This is a genomic window from Rathayibacter sp. AY1C6 (assembly GCF_002931535.1).
Lineage (GTDB): Bacteria > Actinomycetota > Actinomycetes > Actinomycetales > Microbacteriaceae > Rathayibacter.
Genome location: NZ_PSWC01000002.1, coordinates 237,328 through 259,389, shown reverse-complemented (window position 1 = coordinate 259,389; position 22,062 = coordinate 237,328). Strand labels below are relative to the sequence as shown.

Below are 22,062 nucleotides of genomic sequence, written 5' to 3'. Positions count from 1 at the left end.
TCCGGACGCCATGAGGACCAGCGGCGCGGAGCAGGGCGGTCGCGCCCTCGTCTTCCCCCTGCTCGTCGGCGTCGCGCTGCTCGCCTCGGGCGCGACCGCCCTGCTCCGCGCCGCTGGTCCTCATGGCGTCCGGAGGCGCCTCGAGGAGTCCCGCGCCCGCGCCGCGGCCCTCGGCGGAGGCCCGGGCGCGCGCGGATGCAGCGCTCCCGGCGTCCTCCCGGCCTGCCTGCGGGTCGTCGTCGGCGCCCTCCTCCTGCTGGCCGCCGGCCCGGCCTACACCGCGGCCGCCCTCGTCGCCGCAGCCCTCTGCGCACTCGCCCTCGCGCACGCCGTCCGCCGCTTCGCCCAGGACTCGGAGGGCGACCCGCCCGCCCGGGCCGCGGTCGCCGCCACGGCCGCGCTGCTCGCCTTCGCCACCGTCGCCGCGGCCCAGGGGATCCTCGGATTCACGGGCGTCCCGGAGCACCTCCGGGAGTTCGACCAGCAGGACCTGAGCTGGGCGGCCGCCCTCGTCGGAGTGGTCGCCGCGTGCGGCCTCCTGCAGCTGGCGGGACGCGCAGCGCAACCGGTGGCCGCACCGGCGGCGGGCGTCAGGCGGCGCGGCTGATGCTCGGAGCTCCGACGCTCGATGCGCCCCCGCACCTCGTCCTCGACGGCAGCGCGGTGCGGCTCGCGCCCGCCCGCGGCTCCGTCGCCGTGATCACCTTCTGGATGCAGTTCCACAACTCCGGCACCGCCGCCCTGCACGACCTCGCCCTGTTCTGCGGCTCCTTCACCGACGGCTCGGGCGCCGAGCTCGACTACGACGAGGCCCCGGTCACCGTCGTCGGCCGGCCCGAGCGGGTCGCCCCGGGAGCGGGGTTCGTGGCCGTCGCGCACTACACGATCGCGCCGCTGCGGGCGCCCCGGACGCTCCGCCACTCCATCGTGCTGCGGGGCCGCACGAGCGACGACCGGCCCTTCACCGACGTCGCCGCGCTCGAGGTCCACGTCGATCCGAGGCGCACACCGGAGGTCCGGTTCCGTCCCCCGATGGCGGGATCCGACACCTTGCGGTGGAGGTGAGCGACGATGCGATCGCATGAAGACTTCTCACCACCGGGCCGGATCGGCCAGGGTAGAGGGATCGCGTCGTACGGAGGACGCGCCAGAGGAAAGGACTCCGCCGTGAGGGGAATCGCAGAAGGCAGCCGACCGATCGTCGATCGCGGGGTGTCCCGCCGGGACACGGCGGCGGCCGCGTGGCTGGCGCAGAGCGGCGTCGACGTCCGCGCGAACGGCGCGTTCCGCATCGTGGCCGACACCCTCTGCAGCGACGGCGTCGACGTGCTCCGGATCTGGCACTCGCCGGCCCGCCTGCACCGCACCTCCGCCGCCGGCCCGGGCGTCCGCCTGATCATCCCGCTCGAGGGCGCGCTCGTGATCCAGCCGGACGATCCGGCGGCGCTCGAGGTCCGCGTCGCGCCGGGTGACATCGCCTTCCTCCACTGCGACTCCCCGTTCACGATCGTGACCGACACCCCGAGCGCCCGCACCGAGATCGCCCTCGACCGCCCGCTGCTGGGCCTGGTCGACTCGGCCGACCGTGGCGCCGTCGTCACCGAGGCCGACGCGGCCAGCCGCGGAATCCTGCTCTCGACCGTCAACGCGACCTTCGGCTCCACCCTCGACGCCGACTCCCCCGCCTTCCCCCTGGTGCGGGCCGCCGTCGAGCAGCTGGCGGGCGCTGTGCTGGCGACCTCGCTGCCGCGCGAGAGCAGCGAGGACGTCTACACGCGCGCCCTCGCCCTGATCGCCGCGATGTCCACCGACCCCCGCCTCTCGGTCCAGGAGATCTGCGAGCGCCTCGGCGTCCCGAAGCGGACGCTGCAGCGCACCTTCGCGCGGAACGGCACCACCGTGTTCGACGAGATCCGCCGCGCACGCCTCACGACCGCGCGCGCCCTCCTCGGCGGGAGCGACTCCCCGCCCTCGCCCGAGCACGTGCTGAGCAGCTACGTCCGCTCGCAGCGCCTGCGCCGCGACCTGCTCCACCTCGAGACGGTGCCCGCCTCGAAGCTGGGCTGACGCCGGGGGCGAAGCTCTCCGGGTCGACAGCCCTGTCGGCGGCCGGCGACAAATGCGCGGGCGCACGCCTCCGGTCCGGACGCTCCAGCTCGGTCACACCGTCTCCGCAGCCGCCCCGCGCTCAGCCCGGGAACGGCACCGCCGCCGCCGGCCACCCCGAGGCCGCGAGCTCCGCGCGCAGACGATGGTGGTGCTGCACCGCGCCGAGGGAGTCGGTGCGGAAGGCGATGGCGAGGGCCGCGTCGGCCCAGTAGGCGTCCCAGCCGGAGTAGCGCTCGAAGACGCGGTCGCCGACCGCGGCCAGCAGCTCCCAGGCCCGCGCCGCCGGGAGGTAGCCGGCGACGTAGGCGTAGCGGATCGCGCCGATCGTGCGCTCGGCGTCGCCCGCGAGCAGGAGCAGCGGCGGACGCCCGTCGACCGCCTGAGCGAGCTCGAGGAGGTGGAACTCGCTGCCGCCCGTGAGCGCGGCGACCCGGGAGCGCATCCGCTCGGCGTCGCCGGAGGCCGAGACCTCGGCGAAGCGGGTCGAGAGCGGCCCGCGGGTGAGCACGTCGGCGACCAACAGCTCGACGTCGTCGGCCGAGGCGATGCGGAAGTCGCGGTCGAGCGCGACCCGGTGCTCGACGAGCGGATGCAGCGGCAGCTGCTGCCAGGGCGCTCCTTTCGCTCCGTCGGCGTATCGGCGCCGCAGCTCCTCCGGGAGCTCGGCCCAGGAGGGCTGGAACGCGAGGGAGGAGTTCCAGCCGGCGAACGAGAAGTCGCTGACCGCGTCGAGCGCGAGCAGCTGCTGCTGGCGGAGGGACGGGGTCGGCGAGCCGGCCGCGCCGAGGTACGCGAGCTGCTCGCGGCGCGGCGTGCGCGCATCCCACTGCTGGAAGCCGACCGTGGCGGCGAGCAGCCCGAAGGCCAGAGCGAACGCGAACGCCGTGAACGCGACGACGCTCTCGCCGCCGCCGAGCGCGAGCCCCCATGCGAAGCCGACCAGGCCCACCGGAGCCGCGAAGGCGGTCACCAGAAGCGCGCGGCGTCCGGCGCCCTGACCGCGCCGGTGGGCATCGGCCGCCCGCGCGTAGCGCAGCCGGGGTCGGACGGGGAACTCGACGTCTCCGGGATGGTTCTGCAGCGGCACGGTCGCAGCCTAGGGGCGCGGGTCGCGTCGATGTGTGCTTGCCTGGTCGCATGACTCTCGCCGAAGCACTCCTCGAGCGGGCCGACCTGCAGAAGCGGATCGAGGCCCTCCAGTCGCGGATCGTCGCGAACGCCTCCTACCAGGAGGGGGAGGAGCCGACCGAGGACCCGGCCGAGCTGCTCGCCGACTGCACGCGCGCACTGGGCGAGCTCGAGCGGCTGGTCACGGCGATCAACCTCACCAACGCGACGGCGACCACTCCCACCGGAGAGGTGCTGACCGCGGCGCTCGCCCGGCGCGAGGCCCTGCGCGCCCGGCACAGCCTCCTGACCCGCGCGGCCGACGCGGCCGCCGGCGAGCGCGGCTACCGCCAGCTCCGGAGCGAGCTGCGCCGCCTGCCCGCGCTGCCGGTGCGGGAGCTGCGCGAGCAGGCCGACGCCGTGGCGCGCGAGCTGCGCGGGCTCGACGCCGATGTCCAGAGGACGAACTGGGGGGTCGAGCTGCAGAGCTGACACGAGACGCGGTGAGTCGGTAGGCGCACCGGAGCGAGCACGCACCGTCGGGCCGGCGGTTCATCCGGCCCTCTGTCACGCGGTGGGCAGCGTCCCGGCTCCGGCCGTCACTCACAGCCCAGCACCGAGGACCGGTGACCGCGCAGACAGGACACCTCATCACCATGTGCTGGCCGGTGCGCCGAGGGCGGGTTCGGGGACCTCACCGCGTCTCGGGCGCACGTCGGGTCGGGCCGGGACCTTCCCGAACGGGCGCGCGGACGCCTGCCGGGCTCGGGGCTGCGGCTCCTCGAACGGGCACGTGGACGCCCGCCGGGTCCGGGCCGGTGTCCGGCCGCCTCCGCCCGGCCGCGCCCGCCCGCCCCACCGCTCAGTACTCGATGCGCCCGCGCCGGTCGTGGAACTCGCCCGTCGGCCCGTCGGAGCCGAGCAGGGCGAGCGCGACGGTCGCGTCCGTGCCCTCGGTGACGGTCTGGTGCCCGCCGTGCCCGTTGAAGTCGGTCGCGGTGTAGCCGGGGTCGCTCGCGTTGATCCGCATCGCCGGCAGGTTCTTCGCGTACTGCACGGTGAGCGCGACGACCGCCGCCTTCGACGCCGCGTAGGGGATCGCGGTGACGGGGAACTCGTCGTGGCCCTCGGTGCTCAGCCAGCGCGGCCAGCCGACTCCGGACGCCACGTTCACGACGACCGGGGCCGCGGAGGCCCGCAGCAGCGGGAGCGCGGCCTGCGTGACGCGGACGATGCCGACGACGTTCGTCTCGAGGACGCCCGCCATCGCCTCCGGGGTGAGGTCGTCGACGCCGAACGAGGCGCCGAGCACGCCGGCGTTGTTGACGAGCACGTCGAGCCCGGGCAGGGAGGCGATCGCGGAGTCGACGCTCGCCTGATCGGTGACGTCGAGGCGGACGGGGCGGGCGCCGAGCGCCCGGGCGGCGTCGCCGTCGGCGGTGTCGCGCATGCCGGCGTAGACGGTGTGGCCCGCCTCGAGGAGTCGGCGGGCGGTCTCGAGGCCGAGGGAGCGGTTCGCTCCGGTGATGAGTGTCGTGGTCATGCGCCCATCCTGCGCGGGTCGTCGGGCCTCGACCAGGCCGCGCTCGACGGGGGGACCGGCAGTACCTGGCTCGGCGACGGCGGGCGGAGGAGGATGAGGGGATGGAGGAGTTCGCCACGGTGCTGCGCTCGTGGCGCGACCGCATCCGTCCCGCCGACGTCGGCCTGCCCGCGGGCTCGGGCCGCCGCGCCACGGGCCTGCGCCGCGAGGAGCTGGCGGCGCTCTCGGGAGTGAGCGTCGACTACCTGGTGCGGCTCGAGCAGGGACGCGCGCGGAACCCGTCGCTGTCGATGCTCCGCTCGCTCGCGGTCGCGCTCCGGCTCACGGACAGCGAGCGCGACCACCTCTACCGGGTCGCCGGTGCCGCCGTCCCCTCGCCGGGCGTCGTGCCGCAGCACGTGAGCCCGGGCGTGCAGCGGATCGTCGACCGCCTGGGCGACGTGCCGCTCGCGGTGTTCACGGCGGCCCACGACATCCTGCTGTGGAACCCGCTCTGGGCCGCCCTGAACGGCGACCCCTCGGTGTACACCGGGCTGGAGCGGAACCTCGTCTGGCGGCACTTCACCTCCGGCCACGCCGGCACCGAGTTCGACGCGCAGCACGAGGAGGACTTCGCGAGCGACCTCGCGGCCGACCTGCGCGCGGCGACCGGACGCTACCCGCGCGATCCGGCGCTCGCCGCCCTCGTCGCCCGGCTGCGGGAGGAGTCGCCCGAGTTCGAGCGGCGCTGGGCGGAGGCGCGCATCGCCGAGCACCGCGCGAGCCGGAAGACGGTGACGCGGACGCCCGTCGGACCGATCACGATCGACTGCGACGTGCTCACGGCTCCGGGCACCGACCTGCGGATCGTCGTCTACACGGTGGCGCCGGGCAGCGAGGACGAGGCGCGGCTCGACCTGCTGCGGGTGACGGGGCTGCAGGCGCTGAGCACGGCGCCGGCGTGAGGCGGACGGGACCGAACAGTGGCGGTGGAGGCGTCGGTCGCTGCGGGCAGCAGTGCGGCGCCGCCCGCCTCCCTGCTCAGGACGAGCAGTACGCGGTGATGAACGCGTAGAGCTCGCCCTTCTGCTCGGGGGTCGCGGCGACGACCACGGTGCCCTGCCGGCCCGCGGTCTCGACGGTGACCGGCAGGCGCGTGCCGACCTTGTCCTCGGCGAGCGCGTGGGTGTCGCAGCGGGTGGGGACGGCGTCCAGGACCACGGAGTCGAGGGTTCCGGCGGGCACGGAGCGGTCGAGGGTCCAGGCGTCGGCGGCGTCGGGCGGCTGCAGGAGGATCGTGGCGTCGACGCTGCGGAGCACGATCGGGGCGCCGCGGACGTCGGCGGTGATCGTGAGGCGCGCCGGCTCGTGCGCGGCGCCTCCGGACGTGTCGATCCGCAGGGCGAGGTCGGCGTCGACGGTGCGGGCGAAGCAGCCGGACCGGGCGAGAGCGTCGACGAACGAGAACGGGTCGTCGGCGGGGTACGCGTGCTCGCCGTGGCCGTCGATGGCGAGGACGACCTCGAGCGCGGCGGGCGCCTCCGCGGCAGGGCAGGCGGGCTCGGGCACGTCGACGCGGAGGTCTCGCGAGGTCCCGTCGGGGACGCCCGTGCCGCCGGTCCAGGTGAGCGGGGCGGCGAGGCGCGGGTCCGTGAGGCGGGCCGCGGTGACCTCGATCGGGGCGCCGCTGCCGTTGTGGACCTCGAAGGCCACGGTGCCGCCGGCGATGTCGGAGCGGTTCTGCTGGACGGAGACGGTGACCCCGGGAGCCGGGGCGGACGCGGCGGAGGAGCGGGCCGGGTCGGGGGTGGCCTGAGTCGGAGTGGCGGTGGTCGGAGCCACGGTGGCCGCCGGGGTGCCGCTCGGGGCGCCTGTCGCGCCTGCCAGCGCGCAGGCCGCGAGGGCGGGCAGGAGGAGCAGCGCGGCGGCGAGGGCGCGGAGGCGTCGCATCGTGCCTCCCTCCGCTCGCCGTCAGTCTGGCGCCCCGGACCCCTCTCCGCGAGCGGGCGCTCCGCCTCCCCAGCTCGATCGATGCGTCACGAACGGTCGCCACGGCGGGCGGATGACGACCGTTCGTGACGCATCGCCGGAGCGACAGGGGGTGAGGACGCGGGGACGCGCACCCATCCGGGTGTGCGTCCGCTCCGAAGAAGGTCGGGGACTTCAGGAGGAGACAGATGGCACGCGGCAGATGGCACGTCGGCACGATCGTCGCGCGAGTGCGCGCATCCGCAGCGATCGGGGCCTCCGGGCTCGACGCGGTGGAGCGGGCGGAGCGCCGGGCCGAGGTCCTGCGCATCGCCGGAGGAGTCGACTCCGGCCGTCTCGGCGACGACCAGGCGATCGCGGCGTTCGGCCGGATCGTCGACGGCCTGCAGAGCGACCTGCCCGGCTCGGCGCTCGGCGTCTAGCCCGCGAGGCCGGCGTCCCGGTACCCGCCCGGAGCGGACACCCGCCGGGCCGACATCCCGAGCCTCCGCGCGGCGCTGAGATCCGCCGGGCGAGCGTGCCGACGGCCCACTGGGCGCGGAGACCCGGCACCCCGAGCACCCGCGCGCCGCGGAGCCCCGCTACCCCAGCGTCCCGAGCGCGATCCGCGGCAGCAGCCGCTGGATCGCGACGGCCGCCGCGCCGCGCGCCCACTCCACGAGCCCGCCGTCGTCGACGAGCAGCGCCAGGGGCGGAGCGTCCGGGTCGCGCGTGGCCGCGATCGCGGCGTCCACCACCGCGGCCTGCTCCGTGTAGAGGGCGACACCCTCCCCAGCCAGGATCACCGTGCCGGACATCGAGAGGTTGCCGATCGCGGCGATCATCGTCCCGAGCGCCGTGCCGGAGTCGGCGAGGATGCGCTCGGCACCGGGGTCGCCCGCGCGAGCGGCGGCGAAGCCCTCGGCCAGGGTCAGCTCGCGGCCGGTGGCGACGAAGAGCTGGCGGAGGAGCGAGGGCAGGCTGAGCATCGCGGTCGAGCAGCCGCGGTGGCCGGCCTCGCAGACGGGGCCGGTGGGATCCAGCGGGTAGTGGCCGCCCAGGCCGAGCCCCGCCTCCGGGGGCGCGACCACCCGGTCGTGCACCACCAGTCCGTAGCCGACGCCCGCGCCGACCGTGAGCACCGCGAAGTGCGGGATGCCGCGGCCCCGGCCGAACCAGTGCTCGGCTCCCGTGAGCGCGACCACGTCGTTCTCGAGGGCGACCGGCAGCCCGAGGGCGGCGGAGAGCGGAGCGGCGAGGTCGACGTCGCGCCAGCCGAGGAACGGCGCGCGGCTCACCCGGCCGTCGGCGGCGATGCTCCCGCCGAGCGTCACGCCCAGGCCGGCGAAAGCGGAGGGGCCGCCGAGCTCGTCGACGACCGAGACGATCGCGGCGATCACGTCGGCGGGCTCCGTGCCGGGCAGCGGGCGGACCAGCTCCCGCGCGGTCCGCGCGCGCAGGTCGGTGCGGACGGCGAGGACCTCGGTGCCGGTGATCTTCACGCCCGCGAAGCTCAGCGCGTCGGCGCGGATGTCGAGCGGGCGGGCGGGGCGGCCGACTCCGGTGCTCTGCTCGGGGCCCTCGACGACCAGGCCGCCGTCGAGGAACGGGCGCGCGAGCCGGGTCAGGCTGGCGGGCGAGAGGCCGAGGCGGCGGCCGAGCTCGGCCCGCGAGACGGGACCGTGGATCAGGACCTCGCGCGCCAGGAGCTCGGAGGAGCTCCCGGAGGCGTCCTCGGCGACGATGGTGTCGGTCACGGGGCTCCTTCTTTCCGGCCTGGTAGAAAGCTACCGGCAGTGCGCCGCTCCAGGAACGGATCCGGTCACCCTCACCACTCTTGACACCCCTATTACTTCTGCTCTAGAAATAAGCCATGCACCGCAGCATCGCCCCCACGAACGACTCCGTGACCCTCTCCGGCCGGGAATCGCGCCTCTTCCACTTGCAGGACGGGGGCACCAGCGTCGTCGTCGACGCCCGCCTCGTCACCTTCCCCACGATCGTGCACTGGGGCGCCGCGCTCGGAGATCTTTCCGCCGCCGAACTATCCGCCCTGGCAGACGCCGCCCTCCCCCAGCGCGTCTCGGGCGGGCTGGACGCCTTCGCGCCGTTCGGCCTCGTCGCCGTCGAGGCCGACGGCTGGCAGCACGCCCCCACCTTCGAGGGCACCCACGAGCGCGCAGCCGCGTCGGAGCGCTTCGAGGTCGAGAGCATCGAGGCGCTCGGCTCCGCCCTCCGGACCGTCGCCACGGGCGCGGGCGTCCGGCTGACCGTGGACCTCGAGGTCGACGCGGCGGGCCTGCTCACCCAGCGCGCCCGGGTCGAGAACCTCGACGCCCGCCCGTTCCGCCTCGAGCGCTTCGAGCTCGGCTTCCCGCTCCCCGCGACCGCGCGCGAGATCCTCGACACCACCGGGCACCACCTCCGCGAGCGCCACCCGCAGCGCCGCCCGCTGACCATCGGCGAGCACACCCGCCGCACCCGCCGCGGCCGCCCCGGCGCCGACGCGACCCTCCTCCTCGCCGCGGGCACGCCCGGCTTCGGCTGGGAGCGCGGGCTCGTGCACGGCGTCCACCTCGGCTGGAGCGGCGACACCTCGCTCCGCGCCGAGCGCACCGTCGAGGGCGTCTCGCTCCTCGCGGCCGGCGAGCTGCTGCGGCCCGCCGAGATCGAGCTCGCGCAGGGCGAGAGCTACGAGACCCCGGTCGCCTACGGCTCCTGGGGCGACGGGCTCAGCGCTCTGCAGGCCCGGTTCCACGCGTCGCTCCGCGCCCGCCCGCAGCACCCCGTCGCTCCGCGGCCCGTCACCCTCAACACCTGGGAGGCCGTCTACTTCGACCACGACCTCGCGCGCCTCACCGCCCTCGCCGAGCGGGCCGCGCGGATCGGGGTCGAGCGCTTCGTGCTCGACGACGGCTGGTTCCTCGGCCGCCGCGACGACACCGCCGCGCTCGGCGACTGGACCGTCGACCCCGCGGTCTGGCCGGAGGGCCTCACCCCGCTGACGGACGTCGTCACCGGCCTGGGGATGCAGTTCGGCCTCTGGGTGGAGCCCGAGATGATCAGCCCCGACTCCGACCTGGCCCGCGCGCACCCGGAGTGGATCCTCGGCCCGGCCGGCCACCTCCCGGCCTCGGGGCGGCAGCAGCAGGTCCTCGACCTCTCGCAGCGCGGCGCGTTCGAGCACGTGCTCGACGCCCTCGACGCGCTGCTGATCGAGTACCCGATCGCGTACCTCAAGTGGGACCACAACCGCGACGTCATCGAGGCGGTCTCGCCCGCCACCGGCCGCTCCGCCGTCCACGAGAACGTCCTCGCGCTCTACCGCCTGCTCGACGAGCTGCGGTCCCGGCATCCCGGCGTCGAGATCGAGTCGTGCGCCTCCGGGGGCGCCCGCGTCGACCTCGGGATCCTCGCCCGCACCGACCGCATCTGGACGAGCGACTGCATCGACCCGCTCGAGCGGCAGACCATCCAGCCCTTCACCCAGCTGGTGGTGCCGCCCGAGCTGATGGGGCAGCACATCGGAGGGCCGCGGTCGCACTCGACGCAGCGCACCCACTCGCTCGCCTTCCGCGCCGGCACCGCGCTGCCCGGCCACCTCGGCATCGAGTGGGACGTCTCGGATCTCGCCCCCGCCGTCGAGGAGGAGCTGACCGCCTGGGTCGCCTTCCACCGCGAGCACCGGGCGCTGCTGCACACCGGGACGGTCGTGCGCGCCGACCTCGCCGACGACGCCGCCTCGCTCTCCGGAGTCGTCGCCGCCGACCGCTCCGCCGCCCTCTTCACCTTCGCCCAGCTCCGCACCGGCGAGACCTACCCGCCCGGCCGGATCACGCTCCCGGGCCTGGACCCGGAGCGCACCTACTCCGTGGCGCTCGCCCCGGTCACGTCGCCGCTCGGCGGCCCCGGGCAGTCGCCGCTCGGCTGGGCCGAGCACGGGACCGCGCTCCGCGGCCGCGTGCTGGGCACCGTCGGGATCCAGGCCCCCGTCCTCGATCCGGAGCAGCTCGTCGTGCTCGTGCTCACCGCCCTCTGACCCGTCCTCCCGGCGCCGGAGCCGACCCCGCTCCCCCGCCGCCGCACCTGCTCTCGCACCGCCCTCCGCGGTCGAGCGCGCCCTGAGACCTGTCCCCACGCGCAAGGAGGCGCCGCATGTCCGCTCATCCGCATCCCCCCGGGTTCTCCCGGCGGCTGTTCCTCTCGGTGCCGCTCGCCGCGGCGTCCGCCGCCGCCCTCGCCTCCTGCGCCTCCCCCGGGGCCGGCGACGGAGTGACCACGCTCGACTTCTTCCAGTTCAAGGCGGAGGCGGTGGAGGACTTCGCGCGGATCATCCGCGAGTTCGAGGCGGTCAACCCGGACATCCGGGTCATCGCCAACAACGTGCCCGACCCCGACACGGCCATCCGCACTCTGCTCGTCAAGGACAAGGTGCCGGACGTGCTGACCCTGAACGGCAGCGGCTACTACGCCGACCTCGCGAAGGCCGGCGTGTTCCACGACTTCACCGGCGACGAGCTGGTCGAGCGGGTGAACCCGGCGGCCCTCGACATCCTCGCCGCCCTCGGCAGCTTCGAGGGGAACGAGGTGAACGCGCTCGCCTTCGCGAACAACGCGGACGGGATCCTCTACAACCGCACGATCTTCGCCGAGAACGGGATCGAGGTGCCGACCACCTGGGACGAGCTGATCGCCGTCTGCGAGACGCTCACCGCCGCCGGGATCACTCCCTTCTACGGCGCCCTGCTCGACAACTGGACCGGCGCCCCCGCCTTCAACGCGCTCGGCGGGCAGCTGCAACCGGACGGCTTCTTCGACGCGATGCGCGAGGAGGGAGCGGCGCTCGGCCCCGACTCCCCCGTCTCGTTCACGAAGGACTACGCGACGACGATGGAGCGGCTCGGGCAGCTCTTCTCGTACACGCAGGAGGGCTCGTTCGGCCGCGGCTACGACGACGGCAACCAGGCCTTCGCCGCGGGCGAGGCGGCCATGTACCCGCAGGGCATCTGGGCGATCAACCCGGTGCGCACGAACAACCCGGACATCGACCTCGGCGTCTTCCCCTACCCGGTGCTCGACGACCCGGCGGACACGCGGGTCACCTCGGGCGTCGACGTGGCCGTCGCCATCGGCCGCGGCACTCCGAAGCTCGACGCGGCCCGCCGCTTCGTCGACTTCCTGCTGACCCCCGGAGTCGTCGAGCCGTACGTCGAGAGCCAGGCCGCCTTCTCGCCGCTGGTCGGCGCCGCACCCAACTCGGACCCCACGCTGGCCGAGCTGCAGCCCTACTTCGAGCAGGGACGGCTGATCGGCTTCGTCGACCACCAGATCCCCGCGAGCATCCCGCTCAACCCCACGCTCCAGGCGTTCCTCGCCAGCGGGGACGCCGACGCGGCGCTCCGGACCCTCGACAGTGAGTGGCGCAAAGTCGCGGCACGCACGACCAGGAAGTGACCCCATGACCACGACCACGACGGCCGCCGCGCAGGCGGTGGCGACCACTCCTCCGCCGCCCGCGCGCCGCAAGCGCACCATCGGGCGCACCTCGAAGACCTTCTACTGGATGACGGTCCCCGCCGTCCTGCTCTTCTTCGTGCTCCACACGGTCCCGGTCCTCACCGGGATCTTCTTCAGCTTCACGGACTACGCGGGCTACGGCTCCTGGGACCTGATCGGCGCCTCGAACTACCTCGCGCTCCTCCAGGACGACCGCGTCTGGAAGGCCTACGGGTTCACCTTCGGCTTCGCGATCGTGGCGACCGTGCTGGTGAACGTGATCTCGCTCGCCATCGCCGTCGCCCTCAACGCGCGGATCAAGTTCCAGACGGCGTTCCGCGGGATCTACTTCATCCCCTACGTGCTCTCGACCCTGGTCATCGGCTACGTGTTCCAGTACCTCTTCGCGAACTCGCTGCCGCAGATCCTCGGCGCGATCCCGGTGATCGGCGAGAACATCCTCGCGAACGCCGACTGGGCGTGGGTGGCGATCGTGGTGCTGGCGGTCTGGCAGGCCTCGGCCTTCTCGATCATCATCTACCTCGCCGGACTCCAGACCATCCCGGGCGAGCTCTACGAGGCGACCTCGCTCGACGGAGCGGGGAGGTGGCGGCAGTTCACCTCGATCACGTTCCCGCTGATCGCCTCCTTCTTCACGATCAACATGGTCATCTCGATGAAGAACTTCCTCCAGGTGTTCGACCACATCATCGCCCTCACCAACGGCGGTCCCGGCACCTCGACGGAGTCGATCACGCTGCTGATCTACCGCGGCGGCTTCCAGGGCGGCGAGTACGCCTATCAGACGGCCAACGCCGTCCTCTACTTCCTCATCATCATCGTGGTCTCGCTGATCCAGTTCCGAGTCCTCAGCCGCAGAGAGGCGTCGTTCTGATGACATCGACCATCACCCCCACGACCGCGATCGCCCTCGGCGAGCCCGAGGGGCGGCGCCGGCCCTCCCGCGACACCTACCGGATCAACTGGTGGGCGACCGCGCTCATCGCGGTCTGCTCGCTGACGATCCTCCTGCCGCTCTACTTCGCCGTCGTGACCGCGCTGAAGACGCCCGACCAGCTCGGCGGCACCGGGTTCGAGCTGCCGACCTCGATCTCGTGGGGCAACTTCGCCGAGGCGTGGACGGCGACCCGCTTCCCGCAGGCCTTCGTGAACACCGCGCTGATCACGGTCGGAGCCGTCGTGCTGACGCTGTTCTCGAACTCGATGGTCGCCTACGCGGTCGCCCGGAACATGCACAGACCGTTCTTCAAGGGCGTCTACTTCTACCTGCTCGCCGCGGTCTTCGTGCCGTTCCCGATCATCATGCTGCCGGTGGTGAAGGAGACGGCCCTGCTGGGCCTGGACAACCAGGCCGGGCTGATCCTGCTCTACGCCGTGTTCGGGCTCTCGATCAACACGTTCATCTACACCGCCTTCATCCGCTCGATCCCGATCGAGCTCGAGGAGGCGGCGCGCACCGACGGCGCCTCGACCTGGCGGACCTACTGGCAGGTGATCTTCCCGCTGCTCGGCCCGATGAACGCGACCGTCGGGATCCTGACCTGCGTGTGGGCGTGGAACGACTTCATCCTGCCGCTCGTGGTGCTCTCGGACCCGTCCGCCCGCACCCTGCCGCTGGCCGAGTACGTCTTCCAGGGGCAGTTCAACACGAACTACACCGTCGCCTTCGCGTCCTACCTGATGGCGATGGCGCCGCTGCTGATCGTGTACCTCTTCGCGCAGCGCTGGGTGGTCAGCGGAGTGATGCGCGGGTCGATCAAGTAGCGGTCGCGGCGAGCGCCGCCTCGAGCAGGTCCGTGAGCACGGTGCCTCGCGAGCCCGCGTCCTCCGGGTGCCACTGCACGCACCAGAGCGGCGCGGACTCGTGCTCGAGGGCCTCGACGGTGCCGTCGTCGGCGCGGCCGACCACGACGAGGCCCTCGCCGGGACGGTCGACGGCCTGGTGGTGGGAGCTGCGGACGTCGAGCTCGGCGGCGCCGAGGATGCGAGCGAGGGCGCTGCCCGGCTCGAGCGCCACGCGGTGGTCGACCATCCCCGACAGGTGCTCGCCGGAGACCGACCGGCCCACGTGGCCGGCGCCGGGCAGGTGCTGCACGAGGTCGCCGCCGAGGGCGACGTTGACCAGCTGCATCCCGCGGCAGATCCCGACCAGCGGGGTCCGCGTCTCGACGGCACGGCGGACGAGCGCGATCTGCGCGCGGTCGGCCGCGGGGAAGGACTGGCCTCGGTGCGGGTCGTCGGGCCGGCCGCCGTAGAGGGACGGGTCGACATCCTCCCCTCCGGTGACCACGACGGCGTCGGCGGCGGCGAGCCGACGCTCGAGCTCGGCGGCGCCGGCCTGCTCGGCAGGGACGCGGTCGACCACGAAGCCCGCGGCGGTGGCGGCCGAGACGACGCTCGCGGTCAGCAGCTGCAGCTCGATCTCGAACTCGGGATCCTCGCGGCCGCCGTCGGCGACGTCGACGACGAGCAGGACGGGGCGATCGGAGGCCATGCGGACATCGTGCCACCCGGCCGGCTCCGACAGAACGTCGGCGGAGCAGTGCCCCTCGGTCGAGAGGCGAGGAACCGCGCGTCCGGCCGGCGTTCTGCGCGAGCCCGCAGACCTCTCCCGGGGTCTGGTCAGGATCCGGCCCCGCAATCTAGGATGTTCACGTTCACATACCGTGCGAAGACGCACACCTCCGCGGCCCTGCGGATCGTGCCTCGACGCCGCACCCGATCACGAGGGCCATCTGCATGAGACGATCACGATCGGCGGTGAGGACCGCTCTGGCGGTCGCGACCGTCGCCGCCACGGCGCTGCTCGGCGCCACGGTCCCCAGCTCCGCCTTCGGAGCCACCGAGACCCCGCTCCTCCACTACACGTTCGACACCGCCCCCACCGGCACCACGGTCGCCGACACCAGCGGCAACGGCTACAGCGCGACGCTGCGCGGCTCCGGGGCCCAATTCCGCAACGGGCTCATCAGCCTCCCCGGCGGATCCGCCGCGGCCGCCCCCTACCTCGAGATCCCCACCGCGGGGCTCGTCGGCAAGAAGGACCTGACCTTCTCCACCTGGCTCGCCCACAAGGGCGGGACCGGCAACGTCGCCGCCGCGTTCGTCGGAGCGCCCGTCGCCTCCGGCGCCTCGTTCTCCTCCGGCTACTGGCTGCTCAACCCGAGCAACCTCTCCGGCTACACCAAGTCGGTCGTCACCAACTCGGTCAACGCGGGCGCTCCCTACAACACCGAGGTCGGCGCCGGAGCGACGGGCACCCCGACCGTCGGCGCGCGCACCCCCTCGGGCCTCTCGCTCTACACGACCGTCATCGACGGCTCGACCGGCAAGCTCACCGTGTACGTCAACGGCGCGCAGATCTCGCAGAGCACGATCGCCCGCGACGTCTCCTCGTTCGGCCCGTCGCTCGTCGCGTACATCGCGCGCTCGACCTACAACGACCCGGGCTGGAACGGCGAGATGGACGACTTCGCCGTCTACGACAGCGCCCTCAGCAGCAGCTCCGTGCAGGCGCTCTACTCCTCGCAGGCCCTCGACCGCGCCGTCGCGTCGGTCACGGTGCCCACGGAGGCGACCGCCGGCTTCACGGTGCCCACCACCGCCAGCGGCGTCGGCATCACCTGGACGTCGAACAGCGCGGCCGTCGCGATCACCGGCGGCACCGCGACCGTCACTCGCCCCGCCGCGGGACAGCCGGACGCCACCGCCACCCTCACCGCCACCTACAGGGTCGGCACCGAGACCCGCTCGGTCGACTACACGGTGCGCGTCGCCGCGCAGCTGGACGACGCGACGAAGGTCCAGCGCGACCTCGCCGCGATCGCCGTCCCGAACGTCGGCGACATCCGGACGAACGTCTCGGTGCCCACCACCGGCACGCTCGGCTCGAGCATCGCCTGGAGCGTCGTCAGCCCGAGCGGAGCGACCGTCCGCGACGGCAGCGCCGCCGGCACCCGCACCATCGACGTCGACCGCCCCGCGACCGGGAGCCCCGCGATCGACGTGGTCGTCCGCGCGACCGCGACCAGCGGATCCACCACCCGGACCCGCGACTTCACCCTCCGGGTGCAGCCGCTCCCCGCCGGCACCGACGACACCGAGGCGTACGTCTGGGCGTTCTTCACCGGAGAGGGCGACGGCGCCGAGCGCATCAGCCTCGCCGCCTCGAAGGGCAACGACGCGCTGAGCTGGAACACGCTGAACGGCGGCAAGCCGGTCTTCACCTCGAACCTGGGGACGATGGGCCTGCGCGACCCGTTCATCATCCGCTCGCACGAGGGCGACAAGTTCTTCATGCTCGCCACCGACCTGAAGATCGACGGGCTCCCCGGCGGCTTCGACACCGCGCAGAAGTCGGGCTCGAAGTACATCGAGGTCTGGGAGTCGACCGACCTGGTGAACTGGTCCGCTCAGCGCCACGTCAAGGTCTCCACCGACTTCGCCGGCAACACCTGGGCCCCCGAGGCGTACTGGGACGACGAGCTCCAGACCTACGTCGTGTTCTGGGCCTCGAACATGTACCCGACCACGAACACGGCCGACCGCGCCTCCGTCACCTACAACCAGATGATGTACGCGACGACCGAGGACTTCACCTCCTTCTCGGAGGCGAAGCCGTGGATCGACGTCAAGCGCGGCGCCGGCAAGGGCACCATCGACTCGACGGTCGCCAAGGACGGCGACACCTACTACCGCTTCACCAAGGACGAGGCGTCGATGACCCTCCGCGAGGAGAAGAGCACCGACCTGCTGGCCACCGTCTCGGGCTCACTGCCCGGCACCGGCGGACCGGCGGACGAGTGGTCGCTGGTCAAGGAGAAGGTGGCCTCGGGCCTGCCCAACGGCGAGCCCGGCAAGACCTTCACCAGCGGTGAGGGCCCCAACGTCTTCCCCGCCAACGAGGGCGACGTGAACGGCCTCGACTGGTTCCTCTTCATCGACCAGCCGAACTACCACGACGGGCCGAACCACTACATCCCGTTCGGCACCGACGACCTCGCGAACGGCGACTCCTGGCAGCCGCTCGGAGCGAAGCTCCGCACGGGCCTGCCGCAGAACGCCGACGGCGGCAAGCCGCGCCACGGCACGGTCATCCCGGTGACGCGCTCCGAGTACCAGAAGGTGCTCGAGGGCTACGCCCCCGGCCTGGCCGTCGCCTCGGTCGCTCCGCTGACCGCGACGACCACGGCCGGCACCGCGCCGGTCCTGCCCCGCGCCACGATCACGACCGCCGCCGGCACCACCAGCACGGTCGACGTGGCCTGGGACGCCGTCGCGCCCGCCGCCTACGCCGCGGCCGGGACCTTCACGGTCTCGGGCGTCGCGCAGGACGCGTCTCGCATGCCGGTGCAGGTCACGGTCACCGTGCAGTCCTCGCTGAAGGTGAGCGCGACCGCCACGTCGCGCTGCGTCGCCGGCAAGGTCGTGCTGACGGTCGTCGGCAAGAACGGCGACACGGTGCCGATGGACGTCTCGATCAGCACCCCGGAGGGCGTGAAGACGATCGCCGGAGTGAAGCCGGGCGCCTCCGGCTCCGCCGCGTTCACGGTGCGCTCGACGCAGCTCGCCGCGGGCGAGGCGACGGTCACCGGCACGGCCACGGTCGGCGGCAAGACCGTCACGGCCACGGCCACCGCGCCGTACAGCGCGCGCAGCTGCGGCTGACGCACGGCACTCCCCGGGAGCCCGTCGCACCTCACCGGTGCGGCGGGCTCCCGTCGTCGTGCGGAGGGAGTCGGGACACCGCCCTGACGCCGAGGCACCGCTCCCTCGGCGGCGCCTCGGCGGACGGCGCGGTGCCGCGGCGCGCGGGCGGGCCCGGGACGGCCCGCCCGGCGTCATCCGGTGACGGCTGCCGGTCCGGCTTCGAGCAGGTCGCGGACGCTGCGCGGCTCGCGTCCGAGGAGGCGCCCGAGCTCGGGGCCGGTGCCCGCGAAGAAGCCGCGCTCGGCCGCCTGGTGCATCCCGAGGGTGAAGCGCACGAGGAACTCGGGCTGACTCGCCGCGACGCGCGCGGCGACCCACTCGTCGTCGCCGAGGACGCGCAGCTCGACGGGTCGCCCGCCGACCTCGGCCGCGATCCCGGCGATCTCCTCGAACGTCGGAGCCTCCGTCGCGGTCAGCGTGACCGGCCCGTCGTGCGGGCTCCCCGAGAGGAGGAGCCGGGCGGCCGCCTCCGACTCGTCCTCGCGGGCCGTCCACGAGACGCGGCCGTCGGAGGGGACCTCGATCACTCCGGTCTCCCGCCACGGTCCGAGGAACAGACCCAGGCTGTGCGCGTAGAAGCCGTTGCGGAGCGACGTCCAGGCGAGTCCGGACTCGGCGAGCAGGCGCTCGGTCGCCGCGTGGTCCCGGCCCGGGCCGAAGGGGGTGTCGGCGGCGGCGCCCTGGTGGCTCGTGTAGAGGACCCGTCCGACTCCGGCCGCGACGGCCGCCTCGACGGCGGTGCGGTGCAGGGCGACGGCGTCGGCCCGCGGATCGCTCGAGGAGACGAGGAGCAGCTGATCCGCTCCGTCGAAGGCGCCCGGGAGGGAGGCGGGGTCGGCGTAGTCGCCGACGCGCACCTCCACTCCGCGCTCCGCGAAGCGGGCGGCCTTCGAGGCGTCGCGGGCGACGACGGCGATCCCGGAGGCGGGGACGGTGTCGAGGAGGTGGTCGACGGTGGCGCCGTTCAGAGCGCCGGTGGCACCGGTCACGATGATCATGGGGAGAGCCTTCCAATGAGGGGTATCAGCGATACCGCTACGAAGATAACAACGGAATTCCCTTGATAGCAACCGTGCGCTACCGTCGGTACGTGACCAGCTCCACTCCTCCGACCGACACGCGCCTGCGCATCGTCGAGGCGGCCGCCGGCCTCCTCCGCGACGAGGGCCCCGCCGCCGTCACCACGCGAGCGGTCGCCCAGGCGGCCGGGCTGCAGGCCCCGGCGATCTACCGCCTCTTCGGCGACAAGGACGGCCTGCTCGAGGCGGTCGCGGAGCACGTGCTGGCCACCTGGGTCGACTCCAAGGCGCGGACGGTCGAGGCGGCCGTCGCCGGGGGCGTCGACCCGGTCGAGGACCTGCGCGCGGGCTGGGCCGCGCAGGTGGAGTTCGGCCTGGCCAACCCCGCGCTCTTCCGCCTCCTCAGCGATCCGGGCCGCGCCTCCGGATCGCCGGCCGCCCTCTCCGGGCGGCGGGTCCTCGCCGCCCGCGTGCAGCGCGTGGCCGCCGAGGGCCGCCTCCGCGTGCCGGAGGAGCGCGCCGTCGGCCTCATCCAGGCGGCGGGCACCGGCGTGGTCACCACCCTGCTCTCGACCCCCGCCGCCGACCGCGACCCCGGTCTCGCCGACGCCGCGCTCGACAGCGTGCTCGCGGGGATCCTCACCGACCCGCCCTCCCCCGGCGACGGCGGGCGGCTCACCGCCCTCGTCGGCGTCCGTGCCCTCGCACCGGAGCTCGCCGGCCTCGCGGCCGCGGAGCGCCTGCTGCTCGCGGACTGGCTCGACCGCGCCCTCGCGGCGGCCGAGCAGGAGTGACGGGCGCGCAGGAGTGACGAGCGCGCTTCCACCACAGGAGTGACGGGCGCCGTCCCGCCGCGGGGACGACGGCGCCTCCGTCCCGCAGAGACGCGGGCCTCGCGGCTAGGCGCGTCTCCCGTCGGGCGGGAGGATCGACGCCTGGATGAGCGGCACGGGGAAGTGCGACGCCCGCAGCGGGTCGAGCAGGCTGTCGGTGATCCCCGCGGTGAAGTCCTCCGTGCCGAAGACCTTGAACAGCGCCTCCCGCCCGAACTTCGAGCTGTCGGCGACGAAGAACGCCTCGCGCGCGGACGCCATCATCAGCCGCTTGAGCTCGAGCTCGTAGCTCGTGGTGCTGTAGATGCCGTCGTCGCCCACGGTGTCGGCGCCGAAGATCGCGACGTCCACCCGCAGGTTCGAGAGCTGCTGCACCGAGGTCGGCCCCCACATCGAGAAGGCGTTCGGCAGGAGCTCGCCGCCGATGAAGACGAGGTGGATCGTCTGCTTGCGGGCGACGGCGAGGGCGACCCGCAGGTCGCCGGTCACGACGGTGAGGCGCTGGTTCTCGAGGTGTCGCGCGACCTCGAGCGTCGTGGTGCCCCCGTCGAGGAGGATCGTCTGCCCCTCGAGGACGCGCTCGGCCATCGCCCGCCCGATCGCCGCCTTCTCGCTGCGGTGCAGCTCCTCCTTGAAGTGGTGCGGAGTCTCGGACTGCTTCACCGGGATCGCGCCTCCGTGCGTGCGCTTGACCAGGTCCATCGCCTCGAGCCGCTCGAGGTCGCGACGGATGGTCGACGGAGTGACGTCGAACCGCTCCGCGAGGTCTCGCACCGACTGGAAGCCGCCGTCCTGGAGGGCGTCGACGATCTCTGCTTGACGGGACATCCCACACCTCGATCCTGGTCTCGCCTCCGTCGAGGCTACGGGGCGGAGCGGGGAGGAGGCGCAGACGGCGCGCGGAAACGCGCAGATTGCGCGCATGCGCGGGCGGCTGCGCGTCCCGACCGCCGGGTGCGCGGCGGATCTACGCGGTCGAACGCACCGTCTGCGCCCTGGATGCGCGATTCGCGCGCTTCCCACGCCCCATGCGCGAAAGAGTGCAGCCATCTGCGCGTTATCGCTTGACGGAGTGCTCGATCAGCGATTAGCGTCGGGCTCCTGCGACGGATTCCGACACAGCAGCGTCAGAACACCGCACCGGATGAGGGCCGAACGGCCACCATCCTCTCGTTCACGAAGGAGTCAACGAATGGACCGCTCTCGACTTTTCCGAGGCATGACGCTCGCAGCGGGCGCCGCAATCCTCCTCACCGGATGCACGACCGTCGGCGCCGGCTCCGACACCGCCGCCGGCAGCGGAGGCTCGGCCGCCCCCGGCGAGATGGTCATGGTGACCGTCGTCAAGGCGCAGACCATCCCGTGGTTCCAGCGCATGGCCGTCGGCGTGCAGGACTTCGCCGACGAGACCGGGATCGACGCCCGCCAGGAGGGCGCCGACGACGTCAGCCCCGAGAAGCAGACCGCGATCGTGCAGGACCTGATCGCGCAGCGCCCGACGGCCATCACGGTCGTCCCGAACTCGCCCGAGTCGCTCAGCAACGTGCTCGCCCAGGCCCGCCAGCAGGGCATCATCGTCGTCTCGCACGAGGCGTCCGGCATCGAGAACGTCGACGTCGACATCGAGGCCTTCGACAACGCGTCCTACGGCTCCGAGATCATGGACAACCTCTCGGAGTGCATGGGCGGCGAGGGGAAGTACGTCCAGTTCGTCGGCGGGCTGACCGCGAAGACGCACATGGAGTGGGTCGAGGCGGCGTACGAGACGCAGCAGGCCGACTCCCCCGGCATGACCCGCGTCGAGACCCCCATCGAGAGCACCGACAACCAGGAGACCGCGTACGAGCGCGCGAAGGAGATCCTCGCGAAGTACCCCGACATCGCGGGCTTCCAGGGCTCCGCCGGCAACGACGTCCCCGGCATCGCGCGCGCGGTGCAGGAGGCGGGCCTCCAGGACCAGGTGTGCGTGATGGGCACCTCGATCCCGTCGGTGGCCAACCAGTACCTGGCCGACGGCTCCATCGACAAGATCTTCTTCTGGGACCCGGCCCTCGCCGGTGAGGCCCAGCTGTCGATCGCGAAGATCCTCGCCGACGGCGGCGAGATCACCGAGGGCACCGACCTCGGCGTCGAGGGCTACGACTCGCTCAAGAAGCTCGACGGGTTCGACAACGTCTTCGTCGGGAACGCGTCCGTCGCGGCCGACGCGGAGACCGCCGCGCAGTACGACTTCTGATCCCCCTCCACCCCCGCTCCGGGGCGCGCCGCCCGCGCGCCC

At 73.4% G+C, this 22,062-nt stretch carries 20 protein-coding genes; 13 read left to right on the top strand and 7 right to left on the bottom strand.

The window, feature by feature from the left end; translation table 11 throughout:
- The 3 genes from C5D36_RS16755 to C5D36_RS02840 form a co-directional block, all read left to right on the top strand.
- The coding region (locus C5D36_RS16755) for a hypothetical protein (RefSeq protein ID WP_219812569.1) at positions 1-607 on the top strand (607 nt) is incomplete at its 5' end.
- Entirely contained in the window at positions 607-1,065 is a 459-nt protein-coding gene (locus tag C5D36_RS02845; protein ID WP_104295149.1) for a hypothetical protein, read from the top strand. The genes C5D36_RS16755 and C5D36_RS02845, both read left to right, overlap by 1 nt.
- Positions 1,066-1,212: 147 nt before the next feature.
- The gene (locus tag C5D36_RS02840) at positions 1,213-2,067 is read left to right on the top strand and encodes a helix-turn-helix domain-containing protein (RefSeq protein WP_181027279.1); all 855 of its coding nucleotides are present in this window, start codon (positions 1,213-1,215) and stop codon (positions 2,065-2,067) included.
- Between the two features lie 121 nt (positions 2,068-2,188).
- Here the strand turns inward: C5D36_RS02840 and C5D36_RS02835 are convergent, their stop codons facing one another.
- Positions 2,189-3,196: a DUF1266 domain-containing protein gene (locus tag C5D36_RS02835; protein ID WP_104295148.1), complete on the bottom strand. Its 1,008-nt coding sequence runs from the start codon at positions 3,194-3,196 to the stop codon at positions 2,189-2,191.
- A 50-nt stretch (positions 3,197-3,246) separates the two neighbouring features.
- On the opposite strand from C5D36_RS02835, the gene C5D36_RS02830 reads away from it, so the two are divergent.
- Positions 3,247-3,708 (top strand): DIP1984 family protein, encoded by a 462-nt coding sequence (locus C5D36_RS02830; RefSeq protein ID WP_104224023.1) that lies wholly within the window; start codon positions 3,247-3,249, stop codon positions 3,706-3,708.
- A gap of 370 nt (positions 3,709-4,078) precedes the next feature.
- On the opposite strand, the gene C5D36_RS02825 is transcribed toward C5D36_RS02830, so the two are convergent.
- Positions 4,079-4,759 (bottom strand): SDR family NAD(P)-dependent oxidoreductase, encoded by a 681-nt coding sequence (locus C5D36_RS02825; RefSeq protein WP_104295147.1) that lies wholly within the window; start codon positions 4,757-4,759, stop codon positions 4,079-4,081.
- Between the two features lie 101 nt (positions 4,760-4,860).
- On the opposite strand from C5D36_RS02825, the gene C5D36_RS02820 reads away from it, so the two are divergent.
- On the top strand, positions 4,861-5,703 hold the full coding sequence (locus tag C5D36_RS02820; protein WP_104295146.1) for a helix-turn-helix transcriptional regulator: 843 nt from the start codon (positions 4,861-4,863) through the stop codon (positions 5,701-5,703).
- Positions 5,704-5,779: 76 nt separating this feature from the next.
- On the opposite strand, the gene C5D36_RS02815 is transcribed toward C5D36_RS02820, so the two are convergent.
- The gene (locus tag C5D36_RS02815) at positions 5,780-6,688 is read right to left on the bottom strand and encodes a hypothetical protein (protein ID WP_104295145.1); all 909 of its coding nucleotides are present in this window, start codon (positions 6,686-6,688) and stop codon (positions 5,780-5,782) included.
- A 227-nt stretch (positions 6,689-6,915) separates the two neighbouring features.
- Here C5D36_RS02815 and C5D36_RS02810 point away from each other — a divergent pair, with 227 nt between their 5' ends.
- Positions 6,916-7,149, top strand: a complete 234-nt coding sequence (locus C5D36_RS02810) for a hypothetical protein (RefSeq protein WP_104232900.1) — start codon at positions 6,916-6,918, stop codon at positions 7,147-7,149.
- Between the two features lie 159 nt (positions 7,150-7,308).
- On the opposite strand, the gene C5D36_RS02805 is transcribed toward C5D36_RS02810, so the two are convergent.
- Positions 7,309-8,463 carry an ROK family transcriptional regulator gene (locus C5D36_RS02805; RefSeq protein WP_104295144.1) on the bottom strand — a complete coding sequence of 385 codons (1,155 nt, stop codon included), beginning with the start codon at positions 8,461-8,463 and terminating at the stop codon, positions 7,309-7,311.
- Between the two features lie 116 nt (positions 8,464-8,579).
- On the opposite strand from C5D36_RS02805, the gene C5D36_RS02800 reads away from it, so the two are divergent.
- The 4 genes from C5D36_RS02800 (at position 8,580) to C5D36_RS02785 (ending at position 13,987) form a co-directional block, all read left to right on the top strand.
- Positions 8,580-10,745, top strand: coding sequence for an alpha-galactosidase (locus C5D36_RS02800; protein ID WP_104295143.1), 2,166 nt, complete (start codon positions 8,580-8,582; stop codon positions 10,743-10,745).
- A 116-nt stretch (positions 10,746-10,861) separates the two neighbouring features.
- Positions 10,862-12,160, top strand: coding sequence for an ABC transporter substrate-binding protein (locus tag C5D36_RS02795; RefSeq protein ID WP_104295142.1), 1,299 nt, complete (start codon positions 10,862-10,864; stop codon positions 12,158-12,160).
- A gap of 4 nt (positions 12,161-12,164) precedes the next feature.
- Positions 12,165-13,097 (top strand): carbohydrate ABC transporter permease, encoded by a 933-nt coding sequence (locus C5D36_RS02790; protein ID WP_104225874.1) that lies wholly within the window; start codon positions 12,165-12,167, stop codon positions 13,095-13,097.
- A complete protein-coding gene (locus tag C5D36_RS02785; RefSeq protein ID WP_347877594.1) occupies positions 13,097-13,987 on the top strand; it encodes a carbohydrate ABC transporter permease in 891 nt (296 codons plus the stop codon). The genes C5D36_RS02790 and C5D36_RS02785 overlap by 1 nt, the downstream gene beginning before the upstream one ends.
- Here the strand turns inward: C5D36_RS02785 and C5D36_RS02780 are convergent.
- Complete coding sequence (locus tag C5D36_RS02780; protein ID WP_104295141.1) at positions 13,980-14,717, bottom strand: gamma-glutamyl-gamma-aminobutyrate hydrolase family protein; 738 nt, start codon at positions 14,715-14,717, stop codon at positions 13,980-13,982. The genes C5D36_RS02785 and C5D36_RS02780 overlap by 8 nt on opposite strands.
- Before the next feature lie 266 nt (positions 14,718-14,983).
- Between C5D36_RS02780 and C5D36_RS02775 the strand changes: the two genes are divergently transcribed.
- A complete protein-coding gene (locus C5D36_RS02775; protein WP_181072746.1) occupies positions 14,984-17,890 on the top strand; it encodes an immunoglobulin-like domain-containing protein in 2,907 nt (968 codons plus the stop codon).
- A 173-nt stretch (positions 17,891-18,063) separates the two neighbouring features.
- Here the strand turns inward: C5D36_RS02775 and C5D36_RS02770 are convergent, their stop codons facing one another.
- The gene (locus tag C5D36_RS02770; protein ID WP_104295139.1) at positions 18,064-18,930 is read right to left on the bottom strand and encodes an NAD(P)H-binding protein; all 867 of its coding nucleotides are present in this window, start codon (positions 18,928-18,930) and stop codon (positions 18,064-18,066) included.
- Positions 18,931-19,022: 92 nt separating this feature from the next.
- Here C5D36_RS02770 and C5D36_RS02765 point away from each other — a divergent pair, with 92 nt between their 5' ends.
- The gene (locus tag C5D36_RS02765; protein WP_219812568.1) at positions 19,023-19,745 is read left to right on the top strand and encodes a TetR/AcrR family transcriptional regulator; all 723 of its coding nucleotides are present in this window, start codon (positions 19,023-19,025) and stop codon (positions 19,743-19,745) included.
- 105 nt (positions 19,746-19,850) lie between these two features.
- On the opposite strand, the gene C5D36_RS02760 is transcribed toward C5D36_RS02765, so the two are convergent.
- Positions 19,851-20,612 carry a DeoR/GlpR family DNA-binding transcription regulator gene (locus C5D36_RS02760; protein WP_104238145.1) on the bottom strand — a complete coding sequence of 254 codons (762 nt, stop codon included), beginning with the start codon at positions 20,610-20,612 and terminating at the stop codon, positions 19,851-19,853.
- A gap of 391 nt (positions 20,613-21,003) precedes the next feature.
- On the opposite strand from C5D36_RS02760, the gene C5D36_RS02755 reads away from it, so the two are divergent.
- Entirely contained in the window at positions 21,004-22,020 is a 1,017-nt protein-coding gene (locus C5D36_RS02755) for an autoinducer 2 ABC transporter substrate-binding protein (protein ID WP_258060406.1), read from the top strand.
- The last annotated feature ends 42 nt before the right edge of the window (positions 22,021-22,062 follow it).

Bases quoted from the DNA above. Each gene is read 5' to 3' on its own strand.
- C5D36_RS02825 (WP_104295147.1), bottom strand. From the start codon at position 4,759: ATGACCACGACACTCATCACCGGAGCGAACCGCTCCCTCGGCCTCGAG.
- C5D36_RS02770 (WP_104295139.1), bottom strand. From the start codon at position 18,930: ATGATCATCGTGACCGGTGCCACCGGCGCTCTGAACGGCGCCACCGTC.
- C5D36_RS02810 (WP_104232900.1), top strand. From the start codon at position 6,916: ATGGCACGCGGCAGATGGCACGTCGGCACGATCGTCGCGCGAGTGCGC.
- C5D36_RS02820 (WP_104295146.1), top strand. From the start codon at position 4,861: ATGGAGGAGTTCGCCACGGTGCTGCGCTCGTGGCGCGACCGCATCCGT.
- C5D36_RS02760 (WP_104238145.1), bottom strand. From the start codon at position 20,612: ATGTCCCGTCAAGCAGAGATCGTCGACGCCCTCCAGGACGGCGGCTTC.
- C5D36_RS02800 (WP_104295143.1), top strand. From the start codon at position 8,580: ATGCACCGCAGCATCGCCCCCACGAACGACTCCGTGACCCTCTCCGGC.
- C5D36_RS02845 (WP_104295149.1), top strand. From the start codon at position 607: ATGCTCGGAGCTCCGACGCTCGATGCGCCCCCGCACCTCGTCCTCGAC.
- C5D36_RS02790 (WP_104225874.1), top strand. From the start codon at position 12,165: ATGACCACGACCACGACGGCCGCCGCGCAGGCGGTGGCGACCACTCCT.
- C5D36_RS02755 (WP_258060406.1), top strand. From the start codon at position 21,004: ATGACGCTCGCAGCGGGCGCCGCAATCCTCCTCACCGGATGCACGACC.
- C5D36_RS02795 (WP_104295142.1), top strand. From the start codon at position 10,862: ATGTCCGCTCATCCGCATCCCCCCGGGTTCTCCCGGCGGCTGTTCCTC.
- C5D36_RS02785 (WP_347877594.1), top strand. From the start codon at position 13,097: ATGACATCGACCATCACCCCCACGACCGCGATCGCCCTCGGCGAGCCC.
- C5D36_RS02780 (WP_104295141.1), bottom strand. From the start codon at position 14,717: ATGGCCTCCGATCGCCCCGTCCTGCTCGTCGTCGACGTCGCCGACGGC.
- C5D36_RS02815 (WP_104295145.1), bottom strand. From the start codon at position 6,688: ATGCGACGCCTCCGCGCCCTCGCCGCCGCGCTGCTCCTCCTGCCCGCC.
- C5D36_RS02830 (WP_104224023.1), top strand. From the start codon at position 3,247: ATGACTCTCGCCGAAGCACTCCTCGAGCGGGCCGACCTGCAGAAGCGG.